Origin of the sequence: Lysobacter sp. Root76, from assembly GCF_001428685.1 — a bacterium.
GTDB lineage: Bacteria > Pseudomonadota > Gammaproteobacteria > Xanthomonadales > Xanthomonadaceae > Lysobacter.
Genome location: NZ_LMIK01000005.1, coordinates 187,646 through 211,867, shown reverse-complemented (window position 1 = coordinate 211,867; position 24,222 = coordinate 187,646). Strand labels below are relative to the sequence as shown.

18 protein-coding genes and 1 tRNA gene are annotated in these 24,222 nt (G+C 69.6%); 9 read left to right on the top strand and 10 right to left on the bottom strand.

Translation table 11 applies throughout. The features are described 5' to 3' along the window. Positions 1-3: 3 nt before the first annotated feature. Positions 4-1,089 (bottom strand): biotin synthase BioB, encoded by a 1,086-nt coding sequence (bioB, locus tag ASE10_RS08305; RefSeq protein WP_055907262.1) that lies wholly within the window; start codon positions 1,087-1,089, stop codon positions 4-6. 49 nt (positions 1,090-1,138) lie between these two features. Here bioB and ASE10_RS08300 point away from each other — a divergent pair, with 49 nt between their 5' ends. Further along, the gene (locus ASE10_RS08300; protein WP_055907259.1) at positions 1,139-1,873 is read left to right on the top strand and encodes a double zinc ribbon domain-containing protein; all 735 of its coding nucleotides are present in this window, start codon (positions 1,139-1,141) and stop codon (positions 1,871-1,873) included. Between the two features lie 51 nt (positions 1,874-1,924). Here the strand turns inward: ASE10_RS08300 and ASE10_RS08295 are convergent, their stop codons facing one another. Further along, positions 1,925-2,422: a hypothetical protein gene (locus ASE10_RS08295; RefSeq protein WP_055907256.1), complete on the bottom strand. Its 498-nt coding sequence runs from the start codon at positions 2,420-2,422 to the stop codon at positions 1,925-1,927. 101 nt (positions 2,423-2,523) lie between these two features. On the opposite strand from ASE10_RS08295, the gene ASE10_RS08290 reads away from it, so the two are divergent. After that, positions 2,524-3,045: a hypothetical protein gene (locus ASE10_RS08290; protein WP_157480812.1), complete on the top strand. Its 522-nt coding sequence runs from the start codon at positions 2,524-2,526 to the stop codon at positions 3,043-3,045. 102 nt (positions 3,046-3,147) lie between these two features. Here the strand turns inward: ASE10_RS08290 and ASE10_RS08285 are convergent, their stop codons facing one another. The 3 genes from ASE10_RS08285 to ubiA form a co-directional block, all read right to left on the bottom strand. Next, entirely contained in the window at positions 3,148-4,584 is a 1,437-nt protein-coding gene (locus tag ASE10_RS08285; RefSeq protein ID WP_055907250.1) for a TIGR00366 family protein, read from the bottom strand. A gap of 1,143 nt (positions 4,585-5,727) precedes the next feature. Then, the gene (locus tag ASE10_RS08280) at positions 5,728-7,953 is read right to left on the bottom strand and encodes a DUF11 domain-containing protein (protein ID WP_082559846.1); all 2,226 of its coding nucleotides are present in this window, start codon (positions 7,951-7,953) and stop codon (positions 5,728-5,730) included. Between the two features lie 275 nt (positions 7,954-8,228). Then, on the bottom strand, positions 8,229-9,143 hold the full coding sequence (gene ubiA / locus ASE10_RS08275) for a 4-hydroxybenzoate octaprenyltransferase (RefSeq protein ID WP_055907245.1): 915 nt from the start codon (positions 9,141-9,143) through the stop codon (positions 8,229-8,231). Between the two features lie 144 nt (positions 9,144-9,287). On the opposite strand from ubiA, the gene ASE10_RS08270 reads away from it, so the two are divergent. The 5 genes from ASE10_RS08270 (at position 9,288) to zapE (ending at position 13,773) form a co-directional block, all read left to right on the top strand. Continuing rightward, positions 9,288-9,364: transfer RNA gene (locus ASE10_RS08270), tRNA-Arg, on the top strand. A gap of 115 nt (positions 9,365-9,479) precedes the next feature. Further along, a complete protein-coding gene (locus ASE10_RS08265; RefSeq protein ID WP_055908453.1) occupies positions 9,480-9,995 on the top strand; it encodes a c-type cytochrome in 516 nt (171 codons plus the stop codon). 150 nt (positions 9,996-10,145) lie between these two features. Beyond that, entirely contained in the window at positions 10,146-11,942 is a 1,797-nt protein-coding gene (locus ASE10_RS08260) for an ExeM/NucH family extracellular endonuclease (RefSeq protein WP_055907241.1), read from the top strand. 69 nt (positions 11,943-12,011) lie between these two features. Continuing rightward, positions 12,012-12,680, top strand: coding sequence for an alpha/beta hydrolase (locus tag ASE10_RS08255; RefSeq protein WP_055907240.1), 669 nt, complete (start codon positions 12,012-12,014; stop codon positions 12,678-12,680). 4 nt (positions 12,681-12,684) lie between these two features. Then, positions 12,685-13,773, top strand: coding sequence for a cell division protein ZapE (zapE, locus tag ASE10_RS08250; protein WP_200945886.1), 1,089 nt, complete (start codon positions 12,685-12,687; stop codon positions 13,771-13,773). Between the two features lie 519 nt (positions 13,774-14,292). Here zapE and ASE10_RS08245 read toward each other — a convergent pair. The 3 genes from ASE10_RS08245 to ASE10_RS08235 all read right to left on the bottom strand — a co-directional run bounded on the left by ASE10_RS08245 (position 14,293) and on the right by ASE10_RS08235 (position 19,241). Continuing rightward, positions 14,293-15,573 (bottom strand): hypothetical protein, encoded by a 1,281-nt coding sequence (locus tag ASE10_RS08245; RefSeq protein WP_055907232.1) that lies wholly within the window; start codon positions 15,571-15,573, stop codon positions 14,293-14,295. A 12-nt stretch (positions 15,574-15,585) separates the two neighbouring features. After that, positions 15,586-16,467, bottom strand: coding sequence for a hypothetical protein (locus tag ASE10_RS08240; RefSeq protein ID WP_055907228.1), 882 nt, complete (start codon positions 16,465-16,467; stop codon positions 15,586-15,588). Positions 16,468-16,901: 434 nt separating this feature from the next. Beyond that, the gene (locus tag ASE10_RS08235; RefSeq protein WP_055907225.1) at positions 16,902-19,241 is read right to left on the bottom strand and encodes a TonB-dependent receptor; all 2,340 of its coding nucleotides are present in this window, start codon (positions 19,239-19,241) and stop codon (positions 16,902-16,904) included. Positions 19,242-19,412: 171 nt separating this feature from the next. Between ASE10_RS08235 and ASE10_RS08230 the strand changes: the two genes are divergently transcribed. Continuing rightward, positions 19,413-20,546, top strand: coding sequence for a phytase (locus ASE10_RS08230; protein WP_055907222.1), 1,134 nt, complete (start codon positions 19,413-19,415; stop codon positions 20,544-20,546). A 194-nt stretch (positions 20,547-20,740) separates the two neighbouring features. On the opposite strand, the gene ASE10_RS08225 is transcribed toward ASE10_RS08230, so the two are convergent. After that, positions 20,741-21,643, bottom strand: a complete 903-nt coding sequence (locus tag ASE10_RS08225) for a LysR family transcriptional regulator (protein WP_056304641.1) — start codon at positions 21,641-21,643, stop codon at positions 20,741-20,743. 115 nt (positions 21,644-21,758) lie between these two features. Here ASE10_RS08225 and ASE10_RS08220 point away from each other — a divergent pair, with 115 nt between their 5' ends. Further along, positions 21,759-22,778, top strand: coding sequence for an NAD(P)-dependent alcohol dehydrogenase (locus ASE10_RS08220; RefSeq protein WP_056304639.1), 1,020 nt, complete (start codon positions 21,759-21,761; stop codon positions 22,776-22,778). 258 nt (positions 22,779-23,036) lie between these two features. On the opposite strand, the gene ASE10_RS08215 is transcribed toward ASE10_RS08220, so the two are convergent. Beyond that, on the bottom strand, positions 23,037-23,930 hold the full coding sequence (locus tag ASE10_RS08215) for a LysR family transcriptional regulator (RefSeq protein ID WP_056304636.1): 894 nt from the start codon (positions 23,928-23,930) through the stop codon (positions 23,037-23,039). Positions 23,931-24,222: the final 292 nt, after the last annotated feature.

The following is a 24,222-nucleotide window of genomic DNA, read 5'->3' as shown; positions in this document are numbered from 1 at the left end:
TGGTCAGGCTGCGCAGGAGTGGGCGGGCGACGCGTCGGTTTCGACGATGTCGGCGTGTACGGTGCCGCCGCCGTTATCGGCATGGTCCTCGACAACCTGCATCGGCCGCAAGCCCAGGCGCTCGAACAGGGCCAGGTCGCGCTCGGTGTCGGGGTTGCCGGTGGTCAGCAGCTTTTCGCCGTAGAAGATCGAATTGGCGCCGGCCAGGAAGCATAAGGCCTGCAGCTCGTCGGACATGCTCTCGCGGCCGGCCGACAGGCGCACCATCGAGCGCGGCATCAGCAGGCGGGCGACCGCGACGGTGCGGACGAATTCGAACGGGTCCAGCTCGGCGGTGCCGGCCAGCGGGGTGCCTTCGACCTGGACCAGACGGTTGATCGGCACCGAATCGGGGTGCGCGGGCAGGTTGGCCAGGGTCTGCAGCAGGCCGGCACGCTGGTTGCGCGACTCGCCCATGCCGACGATGCCGCCGCAGCAGGTCTTCATGCCGACGTCGCGCACGTGCGCCAGCGTGTCCAGGCGGTCCTGGAACTCGCGGGTGTGGATGATCTCGTTGTAGAACTCCGGCGCGGTGTCGAGGTTGTGGTTGTAGTAGTCCAGGCCGGCCGCCTTTAGCGACTTGGCCTGCTCGCCCGACAACATGCCCAGGGTCGCGCAGGTTTCCAGACCCAGCGCCTTCACTTCGCGGATCATCGCCGCGACCTTCGGGATGTCGCGGTCTTTGGGCGAGCGCCAGGCCGCACCCATGCAGAAACGCGAGGCGCCGGCGGCCTTGGCCTGCTTGGCCTTCTCCAGCACCGCCTCGGTGCTCATCAGCTTGGTCGCGTCTACGCCGGTGTGGTAGCGCGCGGCCTGCGGGCAGTAGCTGCAATCCTCCGGGCAGCCGCCGGTCTTGACCGACAGCAGGGTGCTGACCTGGACCTCGGTGGCGTCGAAATTCTCGCGGTGGGCGCTGGCGGCGCGGTGCAGCAGTTCCGGGAACGGCAGATCGAACAGGTCGCGCACTTCGCTGCGCGACCAGTCGTGGCGCAGGGCCCGCGGGGGCGGGACGGCCGACTCGGCGACGGGGACTTTACTGACAACGGACATGGAGGTTTTCCGGCAGACGACACGGGGCAGGAGCGGCAGTCTGGAAAGCATGGACGACGCTGTCAACCAAATCCCCTCCGCCGAGGTTGACGGGCGCCTGGCCCGGCTCGGGCGTGGGCTGTGGCCGCCGCGCTGCCTGGTTTGCGGCGAGCGCGGCGCCGGCGGCCGCGACCTGTGCCGGGCCTGCGCCGGCGCCCTGCCCTGGAACCGCAGCGCCTGCGGGCGCTGCGCGATCCCGCTGCCGGCCCCGGCCGAGCTGTGCGGACGCTGCCTCCGCCGCCCGCCGGCACTGGACGCGGCCCGTGCCGCCTTCGTCTACGCCGCGCCGCTGGACCGGCTGCTGCCGCGGCTCAAGTTCCACGACGACCTGGCCGCGGGACGCTTGCTGGCGGCGCTGATGCTGGACGATCCGCGACGCCCGGCCGCGGCCGCAGCGACGGCCCTGGTCGCGGTGCCGCTGGCGCGCGCGCGGCTGCGCGAACGCGGCTACGACCAGGCCCGCGAACTGGCCCGGCCCCTGGCGCGGGCGCTGGGCCTGCCGCTGCTGGATCGGGCGCTGCAGCGGGTCCGCGACACCCCGCCGCAATCCAGCCTCGGCGCGCTGGCGCGGCGGCGGAATCTGCGCGGCGCGTTCGCCGCCGGTTTTGCGGGCGCGGTGCCGGCGCGAGTGCTGCTGATCGACGATGTGATGACCACCGGCGCGACCCTGCATGCGGCGGCCGCGGCTTTGCGGCGCGCAGGTGTGGCGAGGGTGGAGGCTTGGGTCTGCGCGCGGGTGCCGTGATCGGGGCGGTTGATCGGCGCGAAGAACGGCCGACGCCGTCGCGCACCGCGCTCAGTCCGCCAGGTGCTTGCCGATCTTGGCGTTCATGGCGTCCATCGCGCCTTGCTGCCAACCGCCCCGGAGCTGGCGCAGTACGCGGCCGTAGAACAGCAGTACGCCCACCATGGCGTACAAGCCGGCCAGGGTGGCCATCAGCGCGATCACCCACGGATCGGACCAGGGCAGGTCGCTGTTGCGCACGGTCTGCAACGAAACCATGGTCAGGCCGATCACCACCACGCCGATAGCGCTCATATACACCGCCTCGCGGGTGTGTTCGCCCTCGAACTCGATCGCGCGCAGCGCCAGGTAGGCGTGAATGTCGGCGCGGCGCTCGGGGTTGGTCGCACGCGAGGCCAGTTCGCGCGCGAGCGCCCGGCCCTGCTCGCTCGCCCGCCGAATCTCGGCGATGCGCTGGCGCAGGTAGCGCGCGAAGCGCCACAGGCCGCTGCCGATCAGCACCACGCCGCCGAAGATGCCGAGGATGTCCGCTATCGTTGAAATCTCCATGGCGCGATTTTAAGCACAGGGCGCGCGTCGGATCGCCCTTGCGATGGCGGGCGGGCGGCCTCGGCTATGCTCGCCGGCACCCTGGGGCACGGAATATCACCATGCAGGCATCTTTTTTGCGCAGCACGGCTTTGCGCAGCACAGCGCTCGCGATCGCGGTTCTCGTGCCGATCGCGCTCGCCGGCTGCATGTGGCGGCCGCAGGAACCGATCACCCATACGCCGCGCGCCGATGTCGGCCTGCATTCGGCTTCGCGCGAGCCCTGCCCGGGCTGTCTGGAGCGCAAAGGCCCGGATGGGCAGACGGTCTATCTGCGCCGCCGTCCGCTGCTGTCCGCCCAGCACATCGCCGCGGTGTCGAAGGTGATCGATATCGGCGGCGGCTACGCGATCCAGCTCGACTTCAAGCCCGAAGCGCAGGATCGCGTGCGCTCGGTCAGCGAAGAGCAGACCGGGAAACTCATCGCCTGGGTCGCGCAGGAGCGCGTGCTGAGCGTGGCCGTGAACCGCGGGGTGTTCTCCTCGGGGATGCGGTTGTCGGGGATCACGGCCGAGGAGGCGGACCAAATCTATACGGCGATGACGGGCGATCCTACGCAGCGGCGGCCGAGCCTGGAGCGGTGAGTCGCGGGTGGGTTGGTGATTGACGGCGACAGCAACGACGCCTTCGCGCGCCGCAAACGGCAGAAGGAACTATGCGACCGGCGGATTGAGCCGAGCGATCGCTTACGGCATCACCGGCGCCTGGTAGGTCAGCGTCAGCCCCAACGCCCACAGCAGGCCGAGCACCAGCGGGATGTGCACCAGCAGCTGCACGAAGGTGAAGCCGACGATGTCGCGCGCCTTCAGGCCCAGCACGCCCAGCAGCGGCAACATCCAGAACGGATTGATCAGGTTCGGCAGCGCCTCGGCGGCGTTGTAGACCTGCACCGCCCAGCCCAGGTGCACCTTCAGGTCGATCGCCGCCTGCATCACGTACGGCGCTTCGATGATCCATTTGCCGCCGCCGGACGGCACGAAGAAACCCAGCACCGCCGAATAGGCGCCCATCACCAGGGAGAAGGTCTCGGCGCTGGCGATGCGCACGAACACGCTGGACAGGTGATGCGCGAGTGTCTCGCCGCCGTGGCCCGGCGCCGAGGTCAGCAATGCGGCGATGCCGCCGTAGAGCGGGAACTGGATCAGCACGCCGGTGGTGCTGGGCACCGCGCGTGCGACCGCGTCCAGGAAACTGCGCGGCCGCCAGTGCAGCAGCAGGCCCAGGGTCAGGAACAGGAAGTTGTAGGTGTTGAGGCTGGCGATCGCGGTGACCGCGGGCTTGCTCGCGAACTCGTAGACCAGCCAGCCCAGGCCCAGCGCGGCTAGGGCGATGGTGATCAGCGGGCTGTATTCCAGCCATTCGCCGGGACGCGTGCGCGGCGGCAGGGTCGGCGTGGCCGGGCCCTGGTCGGCGCCGAACGCGCTGGCGCGCCGCACCGAGGCGCCGCGCGGCGCGGTGACATAGCACACGATCAGCGACACGCCGATCAGCGCCGCGGTCAGCACGATCGACTGCCACAGGAAGATGGTCTGGCTGAAAGGCAGCACGCCGGTGATCGCCAGCAGCGCCGGCGGCATGCTGGCCGGATTGGCTTGCAACTGCGCGGCCGACGAACTCAGCCCCATCGCCCAGACCGCGCCCAGACCCAGATAGGCGGCGGCGCCGGCGGCGCGGTAATCCATGTCCAGGTCCTCGCGCCGCGCCAGTGCGCGCACCAGCAGGCCGCCGAACACCAGCGAGAAGCCCCAGCTCAGCAGCGAGGTCAGCATGCTCAGCAGGCCGACGTAGCAGATCGCGCCGCGGCCGCTGCGCGGCACCCGCGCCAGCGCGTCGATCAGGCGCGCCACCGCCGGCGCGGTCGCGACCACATAGCCGCCGATCACCACGAACGCCATCTGCATGGTGAACGGGATCAGGCTCCAGTAGCCGTCGCCGAACGCGGTCGCGGTGGCCTTGGGCGTGGCGCCGAACCCCAGCGCGGCGATCGCGACCACGACCACGGCCAAGGCGGCGAACACGTAGGCATCGGGGAACCAGCGCTCGGCCCAGGCCGCGCTGCGCAGGGCGAAGCGGGCGAGCGGGCCGTCGCTGGCGGCAGAGGCGTTCGGTGCGGTGGCGGTCATCGGCGGCTCCAGGCAGCGGCAACGTCATTGTCGGCCGCGCGATGCGCGGCGCCGCTAGCACTTTAGTCGCAGCGCGCCCGCGCCGTAGACCGACCGGGATGCCTCCAACGTCCCGCGAGCCCGCTTCGTGTAGGAGCGACGTGAGTCGCGACCGCGAAACCCGCACACCGGCGCTCCGCCGACCGCGAGCAACCACCCACCGCCTGCGAACCCGCTTCGTGTAGGAGCGACGTGAGTCGCGATCGCGCCAATCGGCCACTACGCAATCGCGACTCACGTCGCTCCCACAGGGCAGGTTTCGGTGCGCTGTGCGACTGCCATCGCCTCGGCATCCATTCTCAGCTATGGCCGGAGGCGAGGCAGGAGCGGCGCGAGTCGCGACCGCGAAACCCGCACACCGGCGCTCCGCCGACCAAGCGAGCAACCACCCACCGCCTGCGAACCCGCTTCGTGTAGGAGCGACGCGAGTCGCGACCGCGCCAGTCGGCCACTACGCAATCGCGACTCACGTCGCTCCCACAGGGCAGGTTTCGGTGCGCTGTTCGACTGCCATCGCCTCGGCATCCATTCTCAGCTATGGCCGGCGGCGAGGCAGGAGCGGCGCAAGCCGCGACCGCGAGACCCACACACCGGCGCTCCACCAACCAAGCGAGCAACCACCCACCGCCCGCGAACCCGCTTCGTGTAGGAGCGACGTGAGTCGCGACCGCGCCAGTCGGCCACTACGCAATCGCGACTCACGTCGCTCCCACAAGGCAGGTTTCGGCGCGCTGCGCGAGCGCCATCGCCTCCGGCATCCATTCGCAGCCAAAGCCGGAAGCGAGGTAGAAGCGGCGCAAGCCGCGACCGCGAAACCCGCACACCGGCGCTCCGCCGACCAAGCGAGCAACCACCCATCGCCTGCGAAGCGGCTTCGTGTAGGAGCGACGTGAGTCGCGACCGCGCCATTCGGCCACCACGCAATCGCGACTCACATCGCTCCCACAGGGCAGGTTTCGATGCGCTGTGCGACTGCCATCGCCTCGGGCGTCTCGCAGCCGCCGGAGGCGAGGCAGGAACGCCGGGCTTCTGAGCGATCGCTGCGTTATGGCGCGCGAACCGTCGCAGGGGTCGCCGGGCCGGCCGCAAGCCGGCCCGCGCCGTTCAATAGCCCGTCGCGTTCGCGGCGAACCGCACCGGCACCGTGACCGTCGCGCTGCCGCCGCTGTTGAGGTTCACGCTCAGGTTCACCACGCTGTCGCCTGCGTTGCCGCCCGAGGACGGGCAGCTGCCGCCGCTGGCCACGCACGACCAGGGGCCGCTCAAGGTCACGCCGTTGGGCAGGCTGTCGTTGATCTGCGCGGCGTTGGCCGCATCGGGGCCGTTGTTGACCACGGACAGGGTGTAGCTGGCGGTGCCGCCGGGGGTGTAGGTGGCGGCGCCGTCGCTCTTGCTGATCGACAGGTCGGCCTGGCGCAGGGCGTTGACGATGGTGCAGCTGAGGTCGTCGCCGGCGCTGGGCGAGAACTCGGGCCACTGCTGGCGGTTGCCGACGTTGGTGCCCGCGCCGGACGGCAGCACGGTCGCCGAGCCGACGGTCGCGCTGCTGCAGCTCAGCGACACGCGGTAGGCGCTGGGCGCCTGGTCGGCGCCGGCCGGCGTGGTCCGGATCGCCTCTTCGAACTGCATGGTGCTGCCCGGGGCCAGGACCACGGTACCGGTGCCGGCGCTGGCCGGCGCGGTGCCGCCGGTGGTCGTGGCGCTGGCGGCCAGGACGCCGCCGGAGTAGATCCGCACCGTCGCCTGGTCGCTGGCGCCGACGCGGCCCTGCAACTGCTTGCTCAGGCTGACCCAGACCGGGGTCGGGGTCGGACGGCAGGCGCTGGCGTCGAAGTCGGTATTGCTCGCCAGGCCGCGCAGCACCGCGCGCGCGGCGTTGTGCAGGCCTTGGCCGGCGACGCTGGGCACGGCGCAGGCGTCGTTGCCGGTGCTGCCGCCGCGGTTGATCCGCACCCGCACGTCGATCGTGTAGGTATCGGTCTGTCCGGCGTTGAGGTTGCGCCACTGCCCCTGCAGCAGCCACGGACCGCTGCCGGCCAGCGCCGTCGCGGCGCCGCCGTTGAGGCTGTAGCTGGCCGACACCACGCTCACGTCCGGATCCAGGCCGGGCGTGTCGGTGAGGCTGTAGCTGGCGGCGACGATGCTGGGGTTGCCGACCACCACCGTGTAGCGGATGTCGGACAGGTCGGCGCTGCCGGCCACGACCACGGGAGCCGCAGCGTTCTTGGTGATGGCCAGGCTGGCGTCGTCGTCGGTGATCGTATAACTGCGCACGCTCTGCGCCGCGGCGCCGCAGCTGGTGCCGGAGGTCAGCAGGAACGGTAGCGGCGAACCGCTGGGCGGCGAGATCCGCAGGTCGATGGTCTCGTTGCCTTCCGCCAGCGCGTCGTTGGCGATCGCGATCGGCAGCGCGATCATGCTGCCGGCGCCGCCGTCGTAGGTGCCGGCAGGCACGGCGACGGTGAAGGTCGTGGCGTTGCCGGGGGTGGTGTAGTCCACGCCCAGGGTCGCGCTGCCGCCGGTGACCTGCACCTGCACGCTCAGCCCGCCGGCCGGAACGATGCCGTTGATGCGCAGCGCCGGCAGGTTGCCGCCGCTGGCTTCGGGCGAGGAACTGCTGGGCTGGTCGAATTCGACGAAGGGGCGCAGCACCAGCTGGATCGCGTCCAGGAAGTTGCCGACGGTGAGGTCGCCGCCGGCGGTGCTGATCGACTCGAAGCCCAGGCTGTTGGTGCCGGTGGCGCCGGCGTAGGTGAAGTTGCCGCTGTAGTCGACCCAGCCGTTGCCGCCGGCGACCGGCGTGGCCGCGGTGCCTTGCGACACGATCGGCGTATTGAAGCTGCCGTTGGTGGTGGTGCCGACCCGGATCACGGTCGAGGACGCGCCGACCTTCATCTCGGCCACATCGCGCACGGTCGCGCTGGAGCGGCCGCGGTGGCTGAACACCCAGTCGATGCGCTCGCCGTTGATCATGCACACGTTCTGGTACATGCGCGACGTCGCGGCGGCGTTGAGTTCGGCGAACTGGCGGCCTTCGCGCGCGGGCACGCCGTTGAAGCTGTTGGCCCACAGCTCCATCAGGCGGCCGCTGGTGCCGGCCCAGGCAGGTGGCACGCAGCTGCCGTTGGCGGTGCCGACCGGATGGGTCGTGGTCCAGCCGGGAACCGCGGCTTCCGGAATCAGCGCATAGCAGGCCGTGGTGCCGTTGCCGAGCACGGGCGCTTCGAAACCGATGTTGACGAAGCTGCGTTGGACCTGCGCGGCGGCAGGCAGGGCAAGGCAGGCGGCGGCGAGCGCGGTCAGGCCGCGAAGCAAACGGCGATGAGTCATGGATCCCCCTGTAACGTGACCAGTGTCACAAATACTGGGCAAGAAAACCTGAACTGGTCCTCACATCGCCGGTCGCTCCGGCGTCCGGCACCGCTGTCGCGCAGCGCCGGAATCCGCGCTCAGGGCCGGGCCGGCGGCGTTGGCGGCGCGATCCCGGCACGGGCACGGCACACAGGACGGACTGAGGCAGACGACGCGTCGCGGCACTCCATTGGCGGACGATGCGGCGATTCTAGGCACGGCTACCGCATGCGGAGCGTGTCCAATGCGCGGCTTCAGGCGCCGCCGCCGAGGGCGTAGTCCAAGGCCAGGCCGGCGAACACCGTCAGCCCGACCCAGTGGTTGTGCAGGAAGGCCTTGAAGCAGCCGGCGCGGTCGCGGCCGCGCGCGATCGCGAATTCGTAGATCACCAGCAGCGCCGCCAGGCCCAGGCCGCCGTAGTACCAGACGCCCAAGCCGGCGCGCTGCCCGGCCAGGCCCAGCGCGGCCAGGAACAAGGCGTACAGCACGCCCTGTGCGATCAGGTCCATTTCGCCGAACAGGATCGCGGTCGATTTGGAGCCCATGCGCAGGTCGTCCTCGCGGTCGACCATCGCGTACCAGGTGTCGTAGGCGGTCGCCCACAGGATGTTGGCCGCGTACAGCAGCCAGGCCACCGGCGGCACTTCGCCCTGCACCGCCGCGAACGCCATCGGAATGCCCCAGCCGAAGGCCATGCCCAGATAGACCTGCGGTAGGTAGGTGTAGCGCTTGAGGTAGGGATAGCTGGCGGCCAGGACCACGCCGACCACGCTCATCAGCACGGTCAGGCGGTTCATCGTCGCCACCAGCGCGAACGCGGCCAGCATCAGCACGGCGAACACCAGCAGCGCTTCGCGTCCGCGCACCGCGCCGGTCGCCAGCGGCCGGTCCTTGGTGCGCTCGACATGCGGGTCCAGCCAGCGGTCGGCGTAGTCGTTGATCACGCAACCGGCCGCGCGGGTCAGCCAGACCCCGGCGCTGAACACGAACAAGGTCCACAGCGGCGGCACCCCGCGCGCGGCGATCCACAGGCCCCACCAGGTCGGCCACAGCAGCAGCAGCCAGCCGATCGGGCGGTCGCCGCGAACCAGCTTCCAGTACAGCCGCAGCCGCACTTTCCAGGCCGGAAGCGGTGCCGGTTCGGGGCTTTCGTAGCGCTCGTAACTCATCCGATCAGAGTACCAAGCCCGGCCAGCGCGCCGCGAGCGCGGCCGATCGCCGCCGCGGCGCGACCTGCGCCTGCGTTTGCGGCTAGAATGCCGGTCCCGCGCGGTCCCGACTTTCATCGGTCGGAGCGGCGGGATCTCAGCCAGGCGCCCGTAGCTCAGCCGGATAGAGTAGTGGCTTCCGAAGCCATTGGTCGGGGGTTCGAATCCCTCCGGGCGCGCCATTCCCATGCCTACGGGCAGGGGAGCCGGCTTTATACTGGCGCGCGGCCGCACCCTGGGTGCGGTTCTTGTTGATGGCTCCGCATGCCCCCGACGGGTATGCGCAATAGGTGGATCGTGCGCAATTACGACCTCGAATTCCTGAAGAAATTCTCGATGGTGATCGGCTTCCTGATGCTGGTCACCCTCGGGCTGATGATCGCCGCGTACTACGTGCACCAGCAGATCCCGCCGGAGATCGATCCGGCCACGGTCAAGCGCACCGAGCAGCGCATCGCTCCGGTCGGCGCGGTCTACGCCGGCAGCACCGGCGCCTCGGCCCAGGCCGCCGCCAAGGCGGCCGCCGCGGCCAAGGCCGCCTCGCAGGTCGCCTACGGCGGCACCAAGGACGGCGCGGTGATCTTCGACAGCCTCTGCGCGGGCTGCCACAAGTCCGGCGCCGGCGGCGCACCGACCTTGGATCAGGCGCATTGGGGTCCGCGCCTGGCCAAGGGCAAGGACACCCTGCACAAGCACGCCATCGAAGGCTTCACCGGCACCTCCGGCGTCATGCCGCCCAAGGGCGGCAACCCGGCCCTGACCGACGAGCAGGTCTCGGCCACGGTCGACTGGATGCTGGGCAACCTCAAGTAAGCGCCGCCGCATCGCGCTGCCTGCGACGCCGCCTTCGGGCGGCGTCGTCGTTTCCGCGACCGTCAATCCGGATCGGTCCGTTCGCCGCCTGCAACACGGAAGCCGCCCGATCCGTTCGATAATGCGCGACCTCTCCGTGGCGCCTCCGCGATGCCTGCCTTCCGCCCCCGTTCCGCCGTCCTGCTGTTGCCCTGCCTGCTGCTGTCCGCCTGCGCGAGCCTGCAGCGCGATCCGCTCGCCGATGCCGCAGCCACGACGCCGATCGGCGCGCTGCACGGCCGCGACGCCAGCGGCCCGCTGGACGGAACCCGGCTGACCATCGAAGGCACGGTCACCGCCGCCCTCACCGGCGAGGACGACGGTTTCGTCGGCTGGTTCGTGCAGGACGCCGGCGACGGCGACGACGCCACCTCCGACGCCGTGTTCGTGCCCGCCACCCCGGAGGTGTCGCTGCACGTGGGCGATCGCGTGCGCGTGTTCGGACGCGCGACCCAGCTCGACACCGGCCGCGGCAGCCGCCTCACCGCGCTGGAACCCGAAGCCGCGCGCGCTCTCGGCGCCGGCCGCGCCGAAACCCTGGTGCTGGACGCGCCGCCCGCGGACTGGTCGCGCTATGCCGGCATGCGCATCGGCATCGGCCGGCGCCTGACCCTGGCCGACACCGGCGATATCCTCAAGGAAGGACGCGCCCTGGTCGCCTTCGACGGCCCGCTCTGGCAGCCCGGCGAACGCGCCGCCCCCGGCAGCGAGGCCGCGCGCGCGGTCGCCGCCGACAACGCCCGGCGCCGGCTGTGGCTGGACGACGGCCGCATCGCCGGCGCACCGGCGCTGGACAGCGGCGTGCTCCCGCCCGGCTATGCCCAAGCCCGCAGCGGCAGCACCCTGGAAGGCGTCGAAGGCGTGCTCGACGCGCGCGACGGCGCCTGGCGCCTGCAGCTGACCGCCACCCCGACCCTGCACCCGGCCGCGCGCGAACCCGCGCCGCAGGCCGGCGACGCCAACGACCTGCGCATCGCCGCCTTCAATCTGGAAAACCTGTTCAACGGCGACGGCCGCGGCGGCGGCTTCCCGACCCCGCGCGGCGCCCGCGACGCCGCCGAATACCAACTGCAGCAGGACAAACTGGCCGTCACGATCCAGAGCCTGAAGCCCGACATCGCCGCATTGATGGAGCTGGAGAACGACGGCTACGGCCCCGACTCGACCCTGGCGCAACTGGTCGAACGCCTCAACCGCGACGGCGGCGACTGGCGTTACGTCGCCCCCTGCCGCCCCTGCGCCGCCGACGCGCGCGGCCCCGGCGACGATCAGATCCGGGTCGGCATGATCTACCGCGCCAGCCGGGTCGCGCCGCGCGGCGCCGCCGCCACCCTGCAAGGCGGCCCGTTCGGCGCCGGCAGCCGGGTGCCGCTGGCCCAGGCCTTCGTCTCGCTGCGCCGCGGCCGCCCGGCCGGCCCGGCGTTCGCGGTCGTGGCCAACCACTTCAAGTCCAAGGGCTGTGGCCAGGCCCAGGGCGCGGACCGCGACCAGGGCGACGGCGCCGCCTGCTGGAACGCCCTGCGGACCGATTCGGCGCGCCGCCTGGACGCCTGGCTGAAAACCGATCCCACGAAATCCGGCAGCGATCTTGCGGTCATCCTCGGCGATCTGAATGCCTACGCCGAAGAAGAGCCAGTCCGCACGCTGAAGGACGCGGGCTGGCGCGACGCCTTCGCGGTGGCCAAGGTCGCCCGCCCCTACAGCTATGTCTACGACGGCGAACTCGGCCGCCTCGACCACGCCCTGCTCAGCCCCGGCCTGGCCGCACGCCTGCGCGGCGCCGTGGAATGGCACAGCAACGCCGACGAACCGCTGGCGGCCGGCTATCGCGCCGGCGCCGCCGGGCCCTGGCGCAGTTCCGACCACGACCCGCTGCTGCTGTCGTTCCGCCTGGTTCAAAGCCGTTGACTGCAAGCCCGTTGACCGCAGACCTGGCTGATCGCCGGCCCGCTAACAGTCGCTCGGTATGATGCGCGTATGACCACTCCTGCCTTCCCCGGCGACGCCTCCACCGCGCTCAGCCTGCGCGGCCCGGCCGGCGCGCTCGAAGCCATCGTCGAAGCCGCCGAGGACACGCCGCGGCCGCTGGTCGCGATCGTCTGCCACCCGCTGCCGACCGAGGGCGGGACCATGCACAACAAGGTCGTGACCATGACCGCGCGCGCCCTGCGCGAGTCCGGCGCGGCCACGGTGCGCTTCAACTACCGCGGCGTCGGCCAGTCCGAGGGCGAGTTCGACCATGGCCGCGGCGAAGCCGACGACCTGCGCGCGGTCGCCGCCTGGGTCCGTGCGACCCGTCCCGACGCGCACCTGTGGCTGGCCGGCTTCAGCTTCGGCGCCTACGTCTCGCTGAAGGTGGCCGACGAACTCAAGCCCGGCATGCTGATCTCGATCGCGCCGCCGGCCGGGCGCTGGGATTTCGCCGACATCGTCATCCCCGACTGCCCCTGGCTGGTGATCCAGGGCGAGGCCGACGAAATCGTCGACCCCAGCGCCGTCTACGCCTGGCTCGACAGCCTCAAGCAGCCGCCGGACCTGGTCCGCATGCCCGACACCAGCCACTTCTTCCACCGCCGCCTGATCGACCTGCGCGGCGCGATCAAGAACGGCATCAAGCCCTACCTGCCTGCGCAACCGCATGAGTGAACCGATCGCGGCGGCGCTGCCGTCCGCCGCCTACGCTGCCGGCGTCGCCCGCGGCGACTGGAACGACGACCCCGCCCAGCACCCCGCGCTGCGCGAACTCGACCGCCTCCACGCGCGCTTGAGCGAACCGCTCAAGCGCGGCCTGTTCGACGGCCTGCTCGGCAAGAAACCGGAAACCCCCAAGGGCCTGTACCTGTGGGGCGGTGTCGGTCGCGGCAAGACGTTCTTGATCGACCTGTTCTTCGACGGTCTTCCGATCCGCGGGAAGCGCCGCACCCACTTCCACCGCTTCATGCGCGAAGTGCATGCGCAGCTGCGCGCGCATACCGGCGAGAGCGATCCGCTGGCCAAGATCGCGCGCCAGTGGGGCCGCGAACTGCGCGTGCTGGTGCTGGACGAATTCTTCGTCATCGACATCGGCGACGCGATGTTGCTCGGGCGCCTGCTCGAACGCCTGTTCGCCGAGGGCGTGGCCCTGGTCACCACCTCCAACACCGCGCCGCCCAACCTCTACGCCGAAGGCCTGCAGCGCGACCGCTTCAAACCCGCGATCGCGCAGATCCAGCAGCATTGCGAAGTGCTGCTGCTCGACAGCGCCCACGACTACCGCCTGCGCGCGCTGACCCGCTCGCCGGTGTATCGCACGCCGCTGGACGCCGAATCCGACGCCTGGCTGGCCGCGCGCTGGAAGGAACTGTCGATGGCCTGCCCCAAGGAACAGGGCCCGCTGCACATCGACGGCCGCGACATCCCGGTGCGCGGCCTGGCCGAAGGCCACGCCTGGTTCGACTTCGCCGCGCTGTGCGAAGGCCCGCGCGCGGCCGGCGACTACATCGAGATCGCGACCGAACACCACACCGTGTTGCTGGGCGACATCCCGCTGTTCGACGGCCGCAACGACGACCCCGCGCGCCGCTTCGTCACCCTGATCGACGAACTCTACGACCGCCACGTCAACCTGGTCTGCACCGCCGCCGTCGCGCCGACCGAGCTCTACCTGGGCCACAAACTCGGCGGCGCCTTCGAACGCACCGCGTCGCGCCTGATCGAAATGCAGTCGGCGGAATATCTGGCCTTGGAGCACCGCGGCTGACCACCGCTCTTCCGCACCACGCTGCCGCCTCGGGTAGGAGCGGCGTAAGCCGCGACCGCACTCGACCACGCAGCAGCGTCGCCGGCGAACCAGCGCAAGTCCTGCTCTCATCGTCCAGCCCGGCACACAGACCGAACCCCGCAGCGACTGTGGGAGCGACCTAAGTCGCGATTGAACCTCCCCTCGCCGACGTACCCGCGATCGCGAGCCATCATTGGCCACAGCCACATCGCGATCCGACTCGCTCCACACAAGAACAGCACGCGCTACACACGCAGGTCACGCTTTAACGACGCACACACTTTCGCAACAACCACCTCCGTTACCCTGCGCTTCGACAGGAGCTCAAGCGGTCGGAGGAAGGGATGGCAGGACTCAGCCTGTGGCACTGGATCATCATCCTGGGCCTAGTCGGTTGCCTGACCCTGGTGGTGATCCTGGTGGTCGCCTTGCTGCGCATGCGCCGCGACAACTAGCCACGCGCGCACCGATCCGCGGGACCGGTGCGCGCGACGCGGTTCAATCGTTGACCTGCGCCTGCAGGCAGTTGTGGTCGATCAGGGTTTCGAAAACGCCGGCTGCGGTGAAGCGGCCGCTGTTGTTGCCCCAGTAGTCGCGCACGTTGACGCCATCGGCGCCGTCTTCGCCGTCCTCGCGGTTGTCGCTGCCGTCGTCGAACTGGCGCCAGCCGGTGACGATGTCGGTGCTGGCGTAGGCCAGACGATCGTCGTCGCCGCTGGCCGCACCGCTGCCGCCCTCGTTATTCCAGTCGTCCAGGTCCCAGAACGCCTTGCCGGTCTGGATCTCGTTGTGGGCGTTGTCCGAACAGGTGGCGAAGCCCAGGGTCGCGGTCTCGAAGTTGCGGCCCCAGCCGAACGGCACCGTCGCGCTGTTGTTCGGCTCGTACCAGCTCACCAGGGCGACGTAGTTGCCCCAACCCTCGGTGGTCGCGCAGGACTCGTGTTCCAGCGAGTCCAGGCTGTGACCGTCGCCGCCGCGGCTGCAGTCGTCGCGCAGCCAATCCTGGTCGAATTCCTGCATCTGGATCACGTGGCCGAGCTCGTGGGTCACGTTGGAACCGTTGGCGCCGCGGGTGCGGGTGATCTTGATCAGGTCGCGGTCCGGCGCGCAGCTGGTCGGGCAATCGGTCTGGCCCGGGTATTGCAGCCGCACGCTGGTGTCCATGATCTCGCCCAAGGCCTGCAGGGTGTGCTGGGCCGAATCCAGCGCCATGATCCGCAGGCCGCGATCGGAGGCGATGTCGTTGGTCGGCACCAGCGTGCCCGATCCGAACACGCTGCAGGTGGTGTTGGCCTTGCAGTTCATCGATACGTAGCGTTCCGGGTCGCCGGACTGGCCGTTGCGCCACGAGGTCACGCTGGCGGCGCTGTTGTCGGTGTTCACGCCGCGCACTTCGACGTAGTGGCTGTAGCCGGTGCGGTTGACCTTGTTGACGTAGCGCAGGTACAGATCGGGATTGGCTTCGCCCTTGTCGTAGTCGGAGTTCTCCCACTCGAAGGCGACGCACTGGCTGCCGCCGCCGCCGATGTACCAGGTGCCGATGTATTCGTCGTCGCCTTCCCAGTCCTTGTCCCAGACTTCGATCTGGTGGCCGACCATGTCGACGTAGCCGCCGGAATTGCAGCCGCGGCGCGCGCCGGCTTCGGAGGTGTCGGCGCACTGCACGCGCTCGTCGCGCAGCTGCAGGCGGAAGCAGACGTTGCGTTCGGCCGCGGCCGCGACTTGCGCGGCCAGCAACAGGGCCGCCGTGGCGGCGAATTGGATGATGCGGATGTTCATGGCGGGTGCCTCCTAGCGTTCGCGTGATTCGTCGGCGTTCCGGCCGGCGTCCTGGTCCTTGCGGCGTGCCGCGTCTTCGCGTTCGGGCAGCAACCCGCCCGCGCGCCCCAGCGGAATGGCGCGGCCGAGCCTGGTCTTGCTCACAGGCATTTTCGCCGCCGCGCCGCGGCCCTCGTTCCACTGCACTTTCTCGCCCAACGCATCGAGCCCGTCGTAAGGCGGATCGACCATGCGCGAGTACTCGGCCTGGCTGACATAGGCCGGTTTTCCGTCGCGGACCACGAAGTGCGCCCAATACACCATCTGCAGCGGCTTGCTCTTCGGGTCCTCGTTGGCCGCATGCGCACGCGCGAGGATTTTCTCGGCGTAGGCGCCGTCCTTAAGCTGCGCGGCCTTGTCGCTGGCCAGCGGGATCAGCACGCCGACGCGCTTGGGCCGTTCGTCCCGGAGCGCGGTGCGCGCGGCGGCGGACGCGTCGGCCAGGCGCAGCTCCGCGCGCGGCTCGGCGCGGGCGATGCTCGGGAGCTGGCGCTCGGCTTCGGCCGCGCGCCGCGGCGGCGCTTTGTCGCGCGGATCGCGGTATTTGAAATCGTTGGGCCCGGTGAACGGCGCGGTGTAGTCGAACATGCGCAGCTTGCGCCACGGCACCGGATCGGGCTCGCGCGCCAGCGGCGTGCCGTCGCTGTAGATCGCGCGGGTGACGTCCAGCGACGCCAGGCGTTCGGGCTCGATCACCATCACGACGAAACCGTCGCGCACGTAGTGATCGACGAAATCGACCGGCGCCTCCGGGCCGATCGCGTACGCGGGCGCGGCCAGCAGCACGGCCAGCGCCGAGGCATAGAGCGCCGCGCGCGGCGCGGCGACGGTGGGAATGCGGATGCTCGGGTTCATGGGGTCCTCCTTGGACCTGTCGCGTGGGTCGAACGCGCGGCACGCGTGATGCTCAGCGTCGCCACGACGTGCGCGGACACCGACCACGAAATCTTCAGCGCGTTGGCGACGCCATGGCGGATCTTCCTTCGCCCCGGCCCCATCGCGGGGCCGCTTCCTTGGCCTGCCGTACTACCGCGCGCGTCCTTCGCGTCGACGTCGTCCGAGTACGAACGGCCGGCGCCGGCCGATCCGGCCACGGCAACGGCCCGTTCAGCCGCCGCGGGCGAGCCGCGCCTGATAAGCGGCCGGACTGATCCCGAGCTTGAGGCGGATCGCATCCTGCGGCGACGCATTGCGGCGACCGCGCACCGCCATCCCGTACCCAAGCCCCCAAAACTCCGGGCGCGGCGGCCGCCCCGCCGCCACGCCCGGCCCCCTTGCAGACGGGTCGCTCAGAACTTGTAGCGCGCGATCAGCTGGTACACCGGACCTGCCTGTTCGCGCTCGCGCTCGTACTCGTCGTAGTCGCGGTCGATCTGGTCGGCCAGGGTGTCGAACTTGTTGAAGAACTCGCTCTTCTTGGCGTCGAGCAGGTTCGAGCCGGTCAGGCGGAGCGAGAAGCGCTCGCCGAAGCGCTTCTCGACGAACACTTCCAGGTCCGCGCTGTACTGCGTGAGCACTTCCTCGGCCAGCACCCGCGAACGCACGTCGCCCTGGCGGCGGTAGCTGGCGCCGAAGGCCACGCCGTAGTCGGCGATGTCGTGGATGAAGCCGACGTTGTAGACGTAGCGCGACTGGTTGTTGAAGCGGCGTTCGCCCCGCGCATCGTCGACTGAGCTGTCCAGCCAGGAATAGTTGGCGAACACGCCGGTGTTCGGCAGCCCCATGACGGTCAGCGGCGTGGAGATATCGAACTCGATGCCGTAGACGTAACCGTCGCCGACGTTGGCCGCGGTATAGACGAAGCTGTCGGGATCGAACTGCGGGTAGCCCGGCGTGGCCGGGGTCGCGCCCGGATGATCGTCCAGGAACTCGTCCAGTTCGTCCTCGTAGTCGTCGCGCGCGGTCGCGCTGGCCTCTCCGGTATTGGTGATCTCGATCAGGTCCTTGACGTCGCGGTAGAACAGATTGACGCCGACGATGCCCCGGCTGCCGAGACGGCGTTCGAAGCCCAGGTCCAGGCCCCAGGCGGTCTCCGGATCCAGCTGCGGATTGCCGACGAAGTCGTTGTCGCCGTACTCCTCTTCCAGGGTCAGCGGCAGGATGTAGTTGAAGTTGGGACGGCGTACCGTGCGCGCCAGCGACAGGGTGATGCGGTCGTTTTCGCTCACGTTCCAGCGCAGGTGCGCCGACGGCAGCAGGGTCGCGTAGTCGTTGGACGCGCGCGCCTCGTCGTTGCGCACGTCCACGTCGGTGGTCTCGTAGCGCAGGCCGGCTTCCCAGTCGAAGGCGCCACCCTTGCCGGAGACCATCAGGTAGGGATCGACTCGGCGTTCCTCGATGGTGCTGCGGGCGCGCTCGAAATCGGCGTAGGGCGGCAGCGGCGCCCCCTCGTCGTCGGTGTCGACCTCGCTGGTGCGCAGCGTGGTCTTGCGGTCCTTGGCGGTGGCGTCGACGCCGAACTCCAGGCGCAGGCCGCCGCTGAGGTCGCGCTGGTGCGACAGCGACGCGGTGCGCTCGCGGTCGGCCTGATCGCTGAGGATGCGCGTGCCCTCGCGTTCGTCGAACGAGGGCGGGCTGTCGTCGTCGTCGAAGCCGCTCTCTTCCTCGGTGTCGGTGCGACGGTCCTCGAAACGCGAGTAGCCCAGGTCCAGCGTGGTGCGACCGCCGAGCATGTCGAAACGGTAGCTGCCCGACAGCGCCAGGTTGTTCTGCTCGATGTCCACTACCTGGTCGTTGTCCGACAGCAGGTGCGCACGGTCGTTGAGCAAGGCGTCGTTGTACTCCAGCGAATGCTCGCTTTCGGTGCGGTCGGTGCGCACGTACAGGCCGCCCAGCGACAGCCGGCCGCTGCCGATATCGCGGGTGTAGGACAGATTGGCCGAGTAGTCGGTGCCGTCGCGGGTGTCGGTCTGGTTCTCGGCATCGGTGAAATCGCCGCCCGGCTGCTCGAAGCGGTCGCTGCGCTTGAGCTTGGGGTTGTAGCGGCCCTGGATGTTGATGCCGCCCAGCAGGCGGCCCTCGCCGACGGCGCCGCCGATCACCGCGCCGGCTGTGCCCTTGACCTCGCCGTCGTCGAAACGCAGCGCGCCGGCGCGCAGGTAGCCGCCGTCGAACTCGTAGGCGTCGCGCAGCACGATGTTGAGCGCGCCGGCTACGGCGTCGCCGGAACGGTTGGCGCTGGGGCTGCGCACGATCTCGATGCGCTCGACCAGCTCGGCCGGAATACGGTCGACGAAGAACGAACGGTCGTCGCCCGCGCCCGGCACCTTCTTGCCGTTGATCAGGATCTGGGTGTAGCCCGGGTCCAGGCCGCGCAGGCGCGCGCCGTCGTACTCGAGCACGTCCGATACGAAGGTCACGCTGGGCACGCGCTTGAGCATGTCGCCGACGGTCAGCGGCTCGAAGCGCTGGAAGTACTCCAGATCGTAGGACAGCGTCGGCGCGACCGCCTCGGTGCGATTGCGGTAGACGATCTCGCCCTGCACGACCACTGTGTCCAGATCGCGCGCCTCGGACGCGGCGGCGGCGGCGGTGCTCGGCGTCTGCGCCAGCGCCACGCCGGCGACGGCGAACAAGGCCGTGCCGGTGAGCGCGCGCGACAGGCCGATGGCCAGGAGGGTCTTGGTCATTGCGGTGTCCGCTTCAGGGAAGCGCGACTATCTACGTCACTCCCATGGCGGAACGATGACACCGCTGTCGTCGTTTGCGCTGCGCACGCCGCTGTCCGCAAGCTGTCATCCGACCCGGTTAAGCTCCGCGCGCCGCGGACCGTCGCTCCGCCTCAATCCTGCGAGACCCTCATGCGCCTGCGCATCGCGCCGCTAGTCACCGTGTCCTTGGTCAGTGCGTTGCTGCTGTCCGCCTGCGCCACCGATCGCGTCGAACGCGAGCCCGACGAAACCGGTGCCGAGCCGATGCTCGCGAGCGCGAACGTCCCGCATCAAGTGATCCGCGAAGCCTTCCTCACCGCGCTCACGCCGCCGGAAAACGTCGACTCGCCCGCATCCTGGATCGCACCCGACGGCCGCGTGCTGCTGCTGGCGACGTCGAAGAAGACCAGCCGCCTGATGATCTACGACGGCGACACCGGCGCCGAACTACGTCGTTACGGCAGCGCCGGCGCCAAGCCCGGTCAGTTCCTGCGCCCGAACGGCATCGCCGTGCACGGCGACCGCGTCTACGTGGTCGAGCGCGACAACCGCCGCGTGCAAGTGCTGCAACTGCCCGGCCTGGAATCGCTGGGCAGCTTCGGCACTGGCGAACTCCAGCAGCCCTACGGCCTGTGGGTGCGCGATATCGACGGCGGCAAGGTCGAAGTGCTGGTCAGCGATGCCTATATGGCCGGCGAGGACGCCAACGGCGACGAGATCCCGCCGCCGCTGGCGCAATTGAACGCGCGCTTCAAGGGCTATGAAGTCGGCGCGGGCGCCGGTCCGTTCATGGCGCGCTACTTCGGCGCGTTCGGCGACACCAGCACCGCCGGCGCGATCCGCGTCCCCGAATCGTTATGGGGCGACGTCGCTAACGACCGTCTGCTGATCGCCGAAGAAGACCTCAAAACCGGCACTGCCGTGCGCGAGTACGATCTCGCCGGCAAGTACCGCGGCCGCACCATCGGCCTGGGTCTGTTCAAGGCGCAGGCCGAAGGCATCGCCCTGTGGACCTGCGCCGACGGCAGCGGCTACTGGCTCACCACCGACCAGTTCAAGGACCGCAGCTTGTTCCATGTCTTCGACCGCAAGACCCTCGCCCACCTGGGCGCGTTCTCCGGCGAGACCGTCGGCAACACCGACGGCGTATGGCTGCAACAGGGCGCGACCAAGCGCTTCCCGGCCGGCGTGTTCTACGCCGTGCACGACGACATGGGCGTGGGCGCGTTCGATTGGCGGGATATCGCCAAGGCGTTGTCCTTGCGCGAAAACTGCGGGAGCTGAGGCGCTTTGGATGGCTCATGCTCGCTCGGCGATAAGTTCGATGTCGCCGGAAACGAGTAAGCCAGCGCCCCGTCGCAGGGTTCTTTATATGGAAGCAGTGAACCGGCACTGCGTCCGTCTTGGACGTTGCCCGGAAGCACGATCGCGGCTTACGTCGCTCCCACGGGACATGCGCCGACACCGGGCATCGGCCGTCACTTGCCGATGATCTTCGGTATTTCCTCCACCAGCGCATCGATCGCCACCCGCGTCTTCGACGGCAGGTAGCGCGACTGCGGCCACACCGCGTGCACGTCGTTCGGGTACACCAGCTCGTGGCCCATCACGCATTCCAGCTCGCCGCTGGCGAGATAGCGCGACAGCATCCAGCACGGCAGCCAGGCCAGGCCGACGCCGGCGACCGCGGCATCGGCGATCGCCTGCACGTCGTCCATGCGCAGCTTCACGTCCATGCGCGGCTCGCGCACGCCGTCGCCGTCGCGCACCCGCCAGCGCAGGTCCTGACCGGCGCGGCCATAGACGATGCAGGCGTGGCCATCCAGCGCTTCGGCGTTCTCCGGCCGACCGCGTTGGGCCAGATAAGCGGGCGATGCGCCGATGCCCATGCGCTGCGTGCCAAGACGGCGCGCCGCCAGCAGGGTGCTGTCCGGCAGCGGACCGATGCGTATCGCCAGATCGATGCCCTCCTCCAGCAGATCGACGACCCGGTCGCTGAAGGAGATCTCCACCTGCAATTGCGGATGCTGTTGCGCCAGCGTCATCAGCACCGGCGCCACGCAATGACGGCCGAACAGCACCGGCGCGCTCACCCGCAAACGGCCGCGCGGCTCGCGGCGGCCGCTGTCCAGCGTCGCCTCGGCTGCGTCCAGCTCGGCCAGGGCCCGCACGCAACGCTCGTAATAGGCCTGGCCGTCCTCGGTCAGGCTCTGCCGGCGCGTGGTGCGATGGAACAGGCGCGCGCCCAGACGCCGTTCCAGACGCCCCACGCTCTTGGCCACGGCGGAACGGGTGAGGTTCATGCGCTCGGCCGCGACCGCGAAGCTGCCCGAGTCCACGGCCTGTACGAAAGCGGCGATGCCGGTGAGTTTGTCGTCCATTGGCGCCTATAAGGATACAGACTAGCGATTGAATAGAGCCACCGGGGCCCATCAGGCGACTATATCGTATGGATCACCGTCCGGACCGCCCGGACCCCCTACGGAGATCCACCCCATGCAGGCTTACCAGATCGTCAGCGGCGCCCACGTCGCCGGCCTGGAGCGCGTCGAACGCCCCGCCCCGGTCGCCGGACCGCACGAGGTGCTCGTGCGCACCCATGCCGTGTCCCTGAACTACCGCGACCTGATGTTCGCGCGCGGCCAGTACGGCCCGGCCGCCGCCCACCCGATGATCCCGGTGGCCGACGGCGCCGGCGAAGTGATCGCGGTCGGTGCCGGCGTTACCCGCTTCAAGCTCGGCGACCGCGTCATCAACACGTATTTCCCCGACTGGATCGACGGCAGGCCGACGCCGACCAAGACCCGCGACTCGTTCGGCGCCCAGATCGACGGCGTGCTCGCCGAACAGTTCATCGCCCACGAGGACGCGCTGGTCGCGATCCCCGCCCACCTCGACTACGCCGAAGCGGCCGTCCTGTCCTGCGCCGGCATCACCGCCTGGAATGCCATGTTCGTCGAAGCCACGCTCAAACCCGGCGACAGCGTGCTGCTGCTCGGCACCGGCGGCGTTTCGATCATCGCCCTGCAGCTGGCCAAGGCCGCCGGCCTGCGCGCCATCGTCACCTCGTCCAGCGACGACAAGCTCGAACGCGTGCGCGCCCTCGGCGCCGACGCCGTCATCAACTACCGCGACACCCCGGAATGGCAGGACGAAGTGCTGCGCCTGACCGACGGCATCGGCGTCGATGCCGTGATCGAAGTCGGCGGCGAAGGCACCCTCGCCCGATCCATCCAGTCCACGCGCATGGGCGGCACCGTCGCCGTGATCGGCGGCGTCACCGGCTTCGGCGGCACCCAGGTCGACCCGCTCGCGCTGATCGTCGGCGTGAAGCACCTGGCCGGCATCTTCGTCGGCAGCCGCGCGATGCTGGATGCGCTGGCGAAGTTCGTCGAGGTCAATCGCATCGTGCCGGTGGTCGACCGCGTGTTCGGCTTCGACCAGGCGCGCGAGGCGTACGAGTACCTCGAAGCGGGCAGGCATTTCGGCAAGGTGGTGGTGCGGGTAGTGGGCTGAGGCCTGGCATCGCGCATGTTTTCAGGCTGTTCGGCTACGCGGACCTATGTGTCCGCGTGGCGCGCGCATGCGGACTGGGAAATGGTATTGGGTCCTCGATCGTATAACCGTACTGAGCAGCGAGTGCGATCACCTTATCGACGCACTAAGGCAATGGGCGACGGCTGGATATCAGCTGTCTCCGCTGCTCCGCGGCGACCAGAAGAGAGTTCAGTTTCGATAGGCTGAGCTTCTCGACATCGATTTTAGCGTGTCGTATTACGACGTAAGCAGGTCGATCATGGCTCGTGCCGCTGCGGATTGACTCCGGTGCGGCGCATAGACGACCGAGAACGGCCGCGATCGCCCCCGCAACTGCGGCAGCACTTCCACCAACCGGCCGCGTTCCATCCGGTCGCGAACGATGAATTCGTAGCTCTGGCAAATGCCGACGCCTTGTTCGGCCAGCGACACCACGCCCAGCACATCGTCCGAAATTTCTATCGGCGCGTCGGGCAACCAATCGATATCTTTCCCGCCGTCGCGGAACACCCAGGGCGCGAGACGACCCGTGCGCGGCATCAGGAAGGGCAGGCACAGGTGCCGCCGCAAATCCTCCAACGCCTGCGGCAGGCCCATCCGTTGCACGTACTCGGGGGATGCGACCAGGAGCAGGGCGGCGTCTTCGAGCTTGCGCGCGACCAGGCCGCTATCGGGCAGATGTCCTAGGCGGATGGCGAGATCGAATCCTTCCGCCACCAAGTCGACATTGCGGTTGGTGATGTTGAGTTCTACCTGGACCCGGGGGTATTGCCTGGCGAAGCGCGCAAGCAGCGGCGGCAGCCGATAGTGGCCGTAGGTGGTCGGCACGCTCAGCCTGACGCGGCCGGCCATTTCGCCCTCCTGGCCCTGCACCTCGCGCTCGGCGTCTTCGAGCAGCGAGAAGGCCGAGCGCGCCTGCTCCAGGTAGAGGCGTCCGGCTTCGGTCAGGCCCAGGCGGCGCGTGGTCCGCTGCAGCAGCTGCCGCCCCAGGCGCGTCTCCAGCCGAGCGACGGCGCGACTCAGTACCGAGGGCGTGGTCGATAGCGCCACGGCGCCGGCGGTGAAAGAGCCGTGCTCGACCACGGCGATGAGGGCTTCCACGTCCCCCAGATAGTCGAATTTCCGGCTCATCTTGTCCTCAGAAGAACAAATGTTTTTCTCCCTGGTCAGTTTATCGCCGCATAAGTGCTGAATACAGTGAGTCCATTCCGCATCGCAGGGCCACGACCATGAACCAGAGCGCCTCCATCCCTTCCGCCAGACTCGTGCCGCCCGTGCCGAGTCAGGGCAGCCAGGGCGGCAACGAACGGCCGACCGGCACCTAGCTCGGGCAGGTCATCCACCCCTGGCTGACCCGCAAGCGGCCGGCCTCTGAAGTCGCAGTACCTCCGGTTGCGCGACCAGCGGCCGGCGGATCGGTCGG

Excerpts from the sequence above, each read along its gene's own strand:
- bioB (WP_055907262.1), bottom strand. The coding sequence starts at position 1,089 with ATGTCCGTTGTCAGTAAAGTCCCCGTCGCCGAGTCGGCCGTCCCGCCC.
- ASE10_RS08300 (WP_055907259.1), top strand. The coding sequence starts at position 1,139 with ATGGACGACGCTGTCAACCAAATCCCCTCCGCCGAGGTTGACGGGCGC.
- ASE10_RS08295 (WP_055907256.1), bottom strand. The coding sequence starts at position 2,422 with ATGGAGATTTCAACGATAGCGGACATCCTCGGCATCTTCGGCGGCGTG.
- ASE10_RS08290 (WP_157480812.1), top strand. The coding sequence starts at position 2,524 with ATGCAGGCATCTTTTTTGCGCAGCACGGCTTTGCGCAGCACAGCGCTC.
- ASE10_RS08285 (WP_055907250.1), bottom strand. The coding sequence starts at position 4,584 with ATGACCGCCACCGCACCGAACGCCTCTGCCGCCAGCGACGGCCCGCTC.
- ASE10_RS08280 (WP_082559846.1), bottom strand. The coding sequence starts at position 7,953 with ATGACTCATCGCCGTTTGCTTCGCGGCCTGACCGCGCTCGCCGCCGCC.
- ubiA (WP_055907245.1), bottom strand. The coding sequence starts at position 9,143 with ATGAGTTACGAGCGCTACGAAAGCCCCGAACCGGCACCGCTTCCGGCC.
- ASE10_RS08260 (WP_055907241.1), top strand. The coding sequence starts at position 10,146 with ATGCCTGCCTTCCGCCCCCGTTCCGCCGTCCTGCTGTTGCCCTGCCTG.
- ASE10_RS08255 (WP_055907240.1), top strand. The coding sequence starts at position 12,012 with ATGACCACTCCTGCCTTCCCCGGCGACGCCTCCACCGCGCTCAGCCTG.
- ASE10_RS08245 (WP_055907232.1), bottom strand. The coding sequence starts at position 15,573 with ATGAACATCCGCATCATCCAATTCGCCGCCACGGCGGCCCTGTTGCTG.
- ASE10_RS08240 (WP_055907228.1), bottom strand. The coding sequence starts at position 16,467 with ATGAACCCGAGCATCCGCATTCCCACCGTCGCCGCGCCGCGCGCGGCG.
- ASE10_RS08235 (WP_055907225.1), bottom strand. The coding sequence starts at position 19,241 with ATGACCAAGACCCTCCTGGCCATCGGCCTGTCGCGCGCGCTCACCGGC.
- ASE10_RS08230 (WP_055907222.1), top strand. The coding sequence starts at position 19,413 with ATGCGCCTGCGCATCGCGCCGCTAGTCACCGTGTCCTTGGTCAGTGCG.
- ASE10_RS08225 (WP_056304641.1), bottom strand. The coding sequence starts at position 21,643 with ATGGACGACAAACTCACCGGCATCGCCGCTTTCGTACAGGCCGTGGAC.
- ASE10_RS08220 (WP_056304639.1), top strand. The coding sequence starts at position 21,759 with ATGCAGGCTTACCAGATCGTCAGCGGCGCCCACGTCGCCGGCCTGGAG.
- ASE10_RS08215 (WP_056304636.1), bottom strand. The coding sequence starts at position 23,930 with ATGAGCCGGAAATTCGACTATCTGGGGGACGTGGAAGCCCTCATCGCC.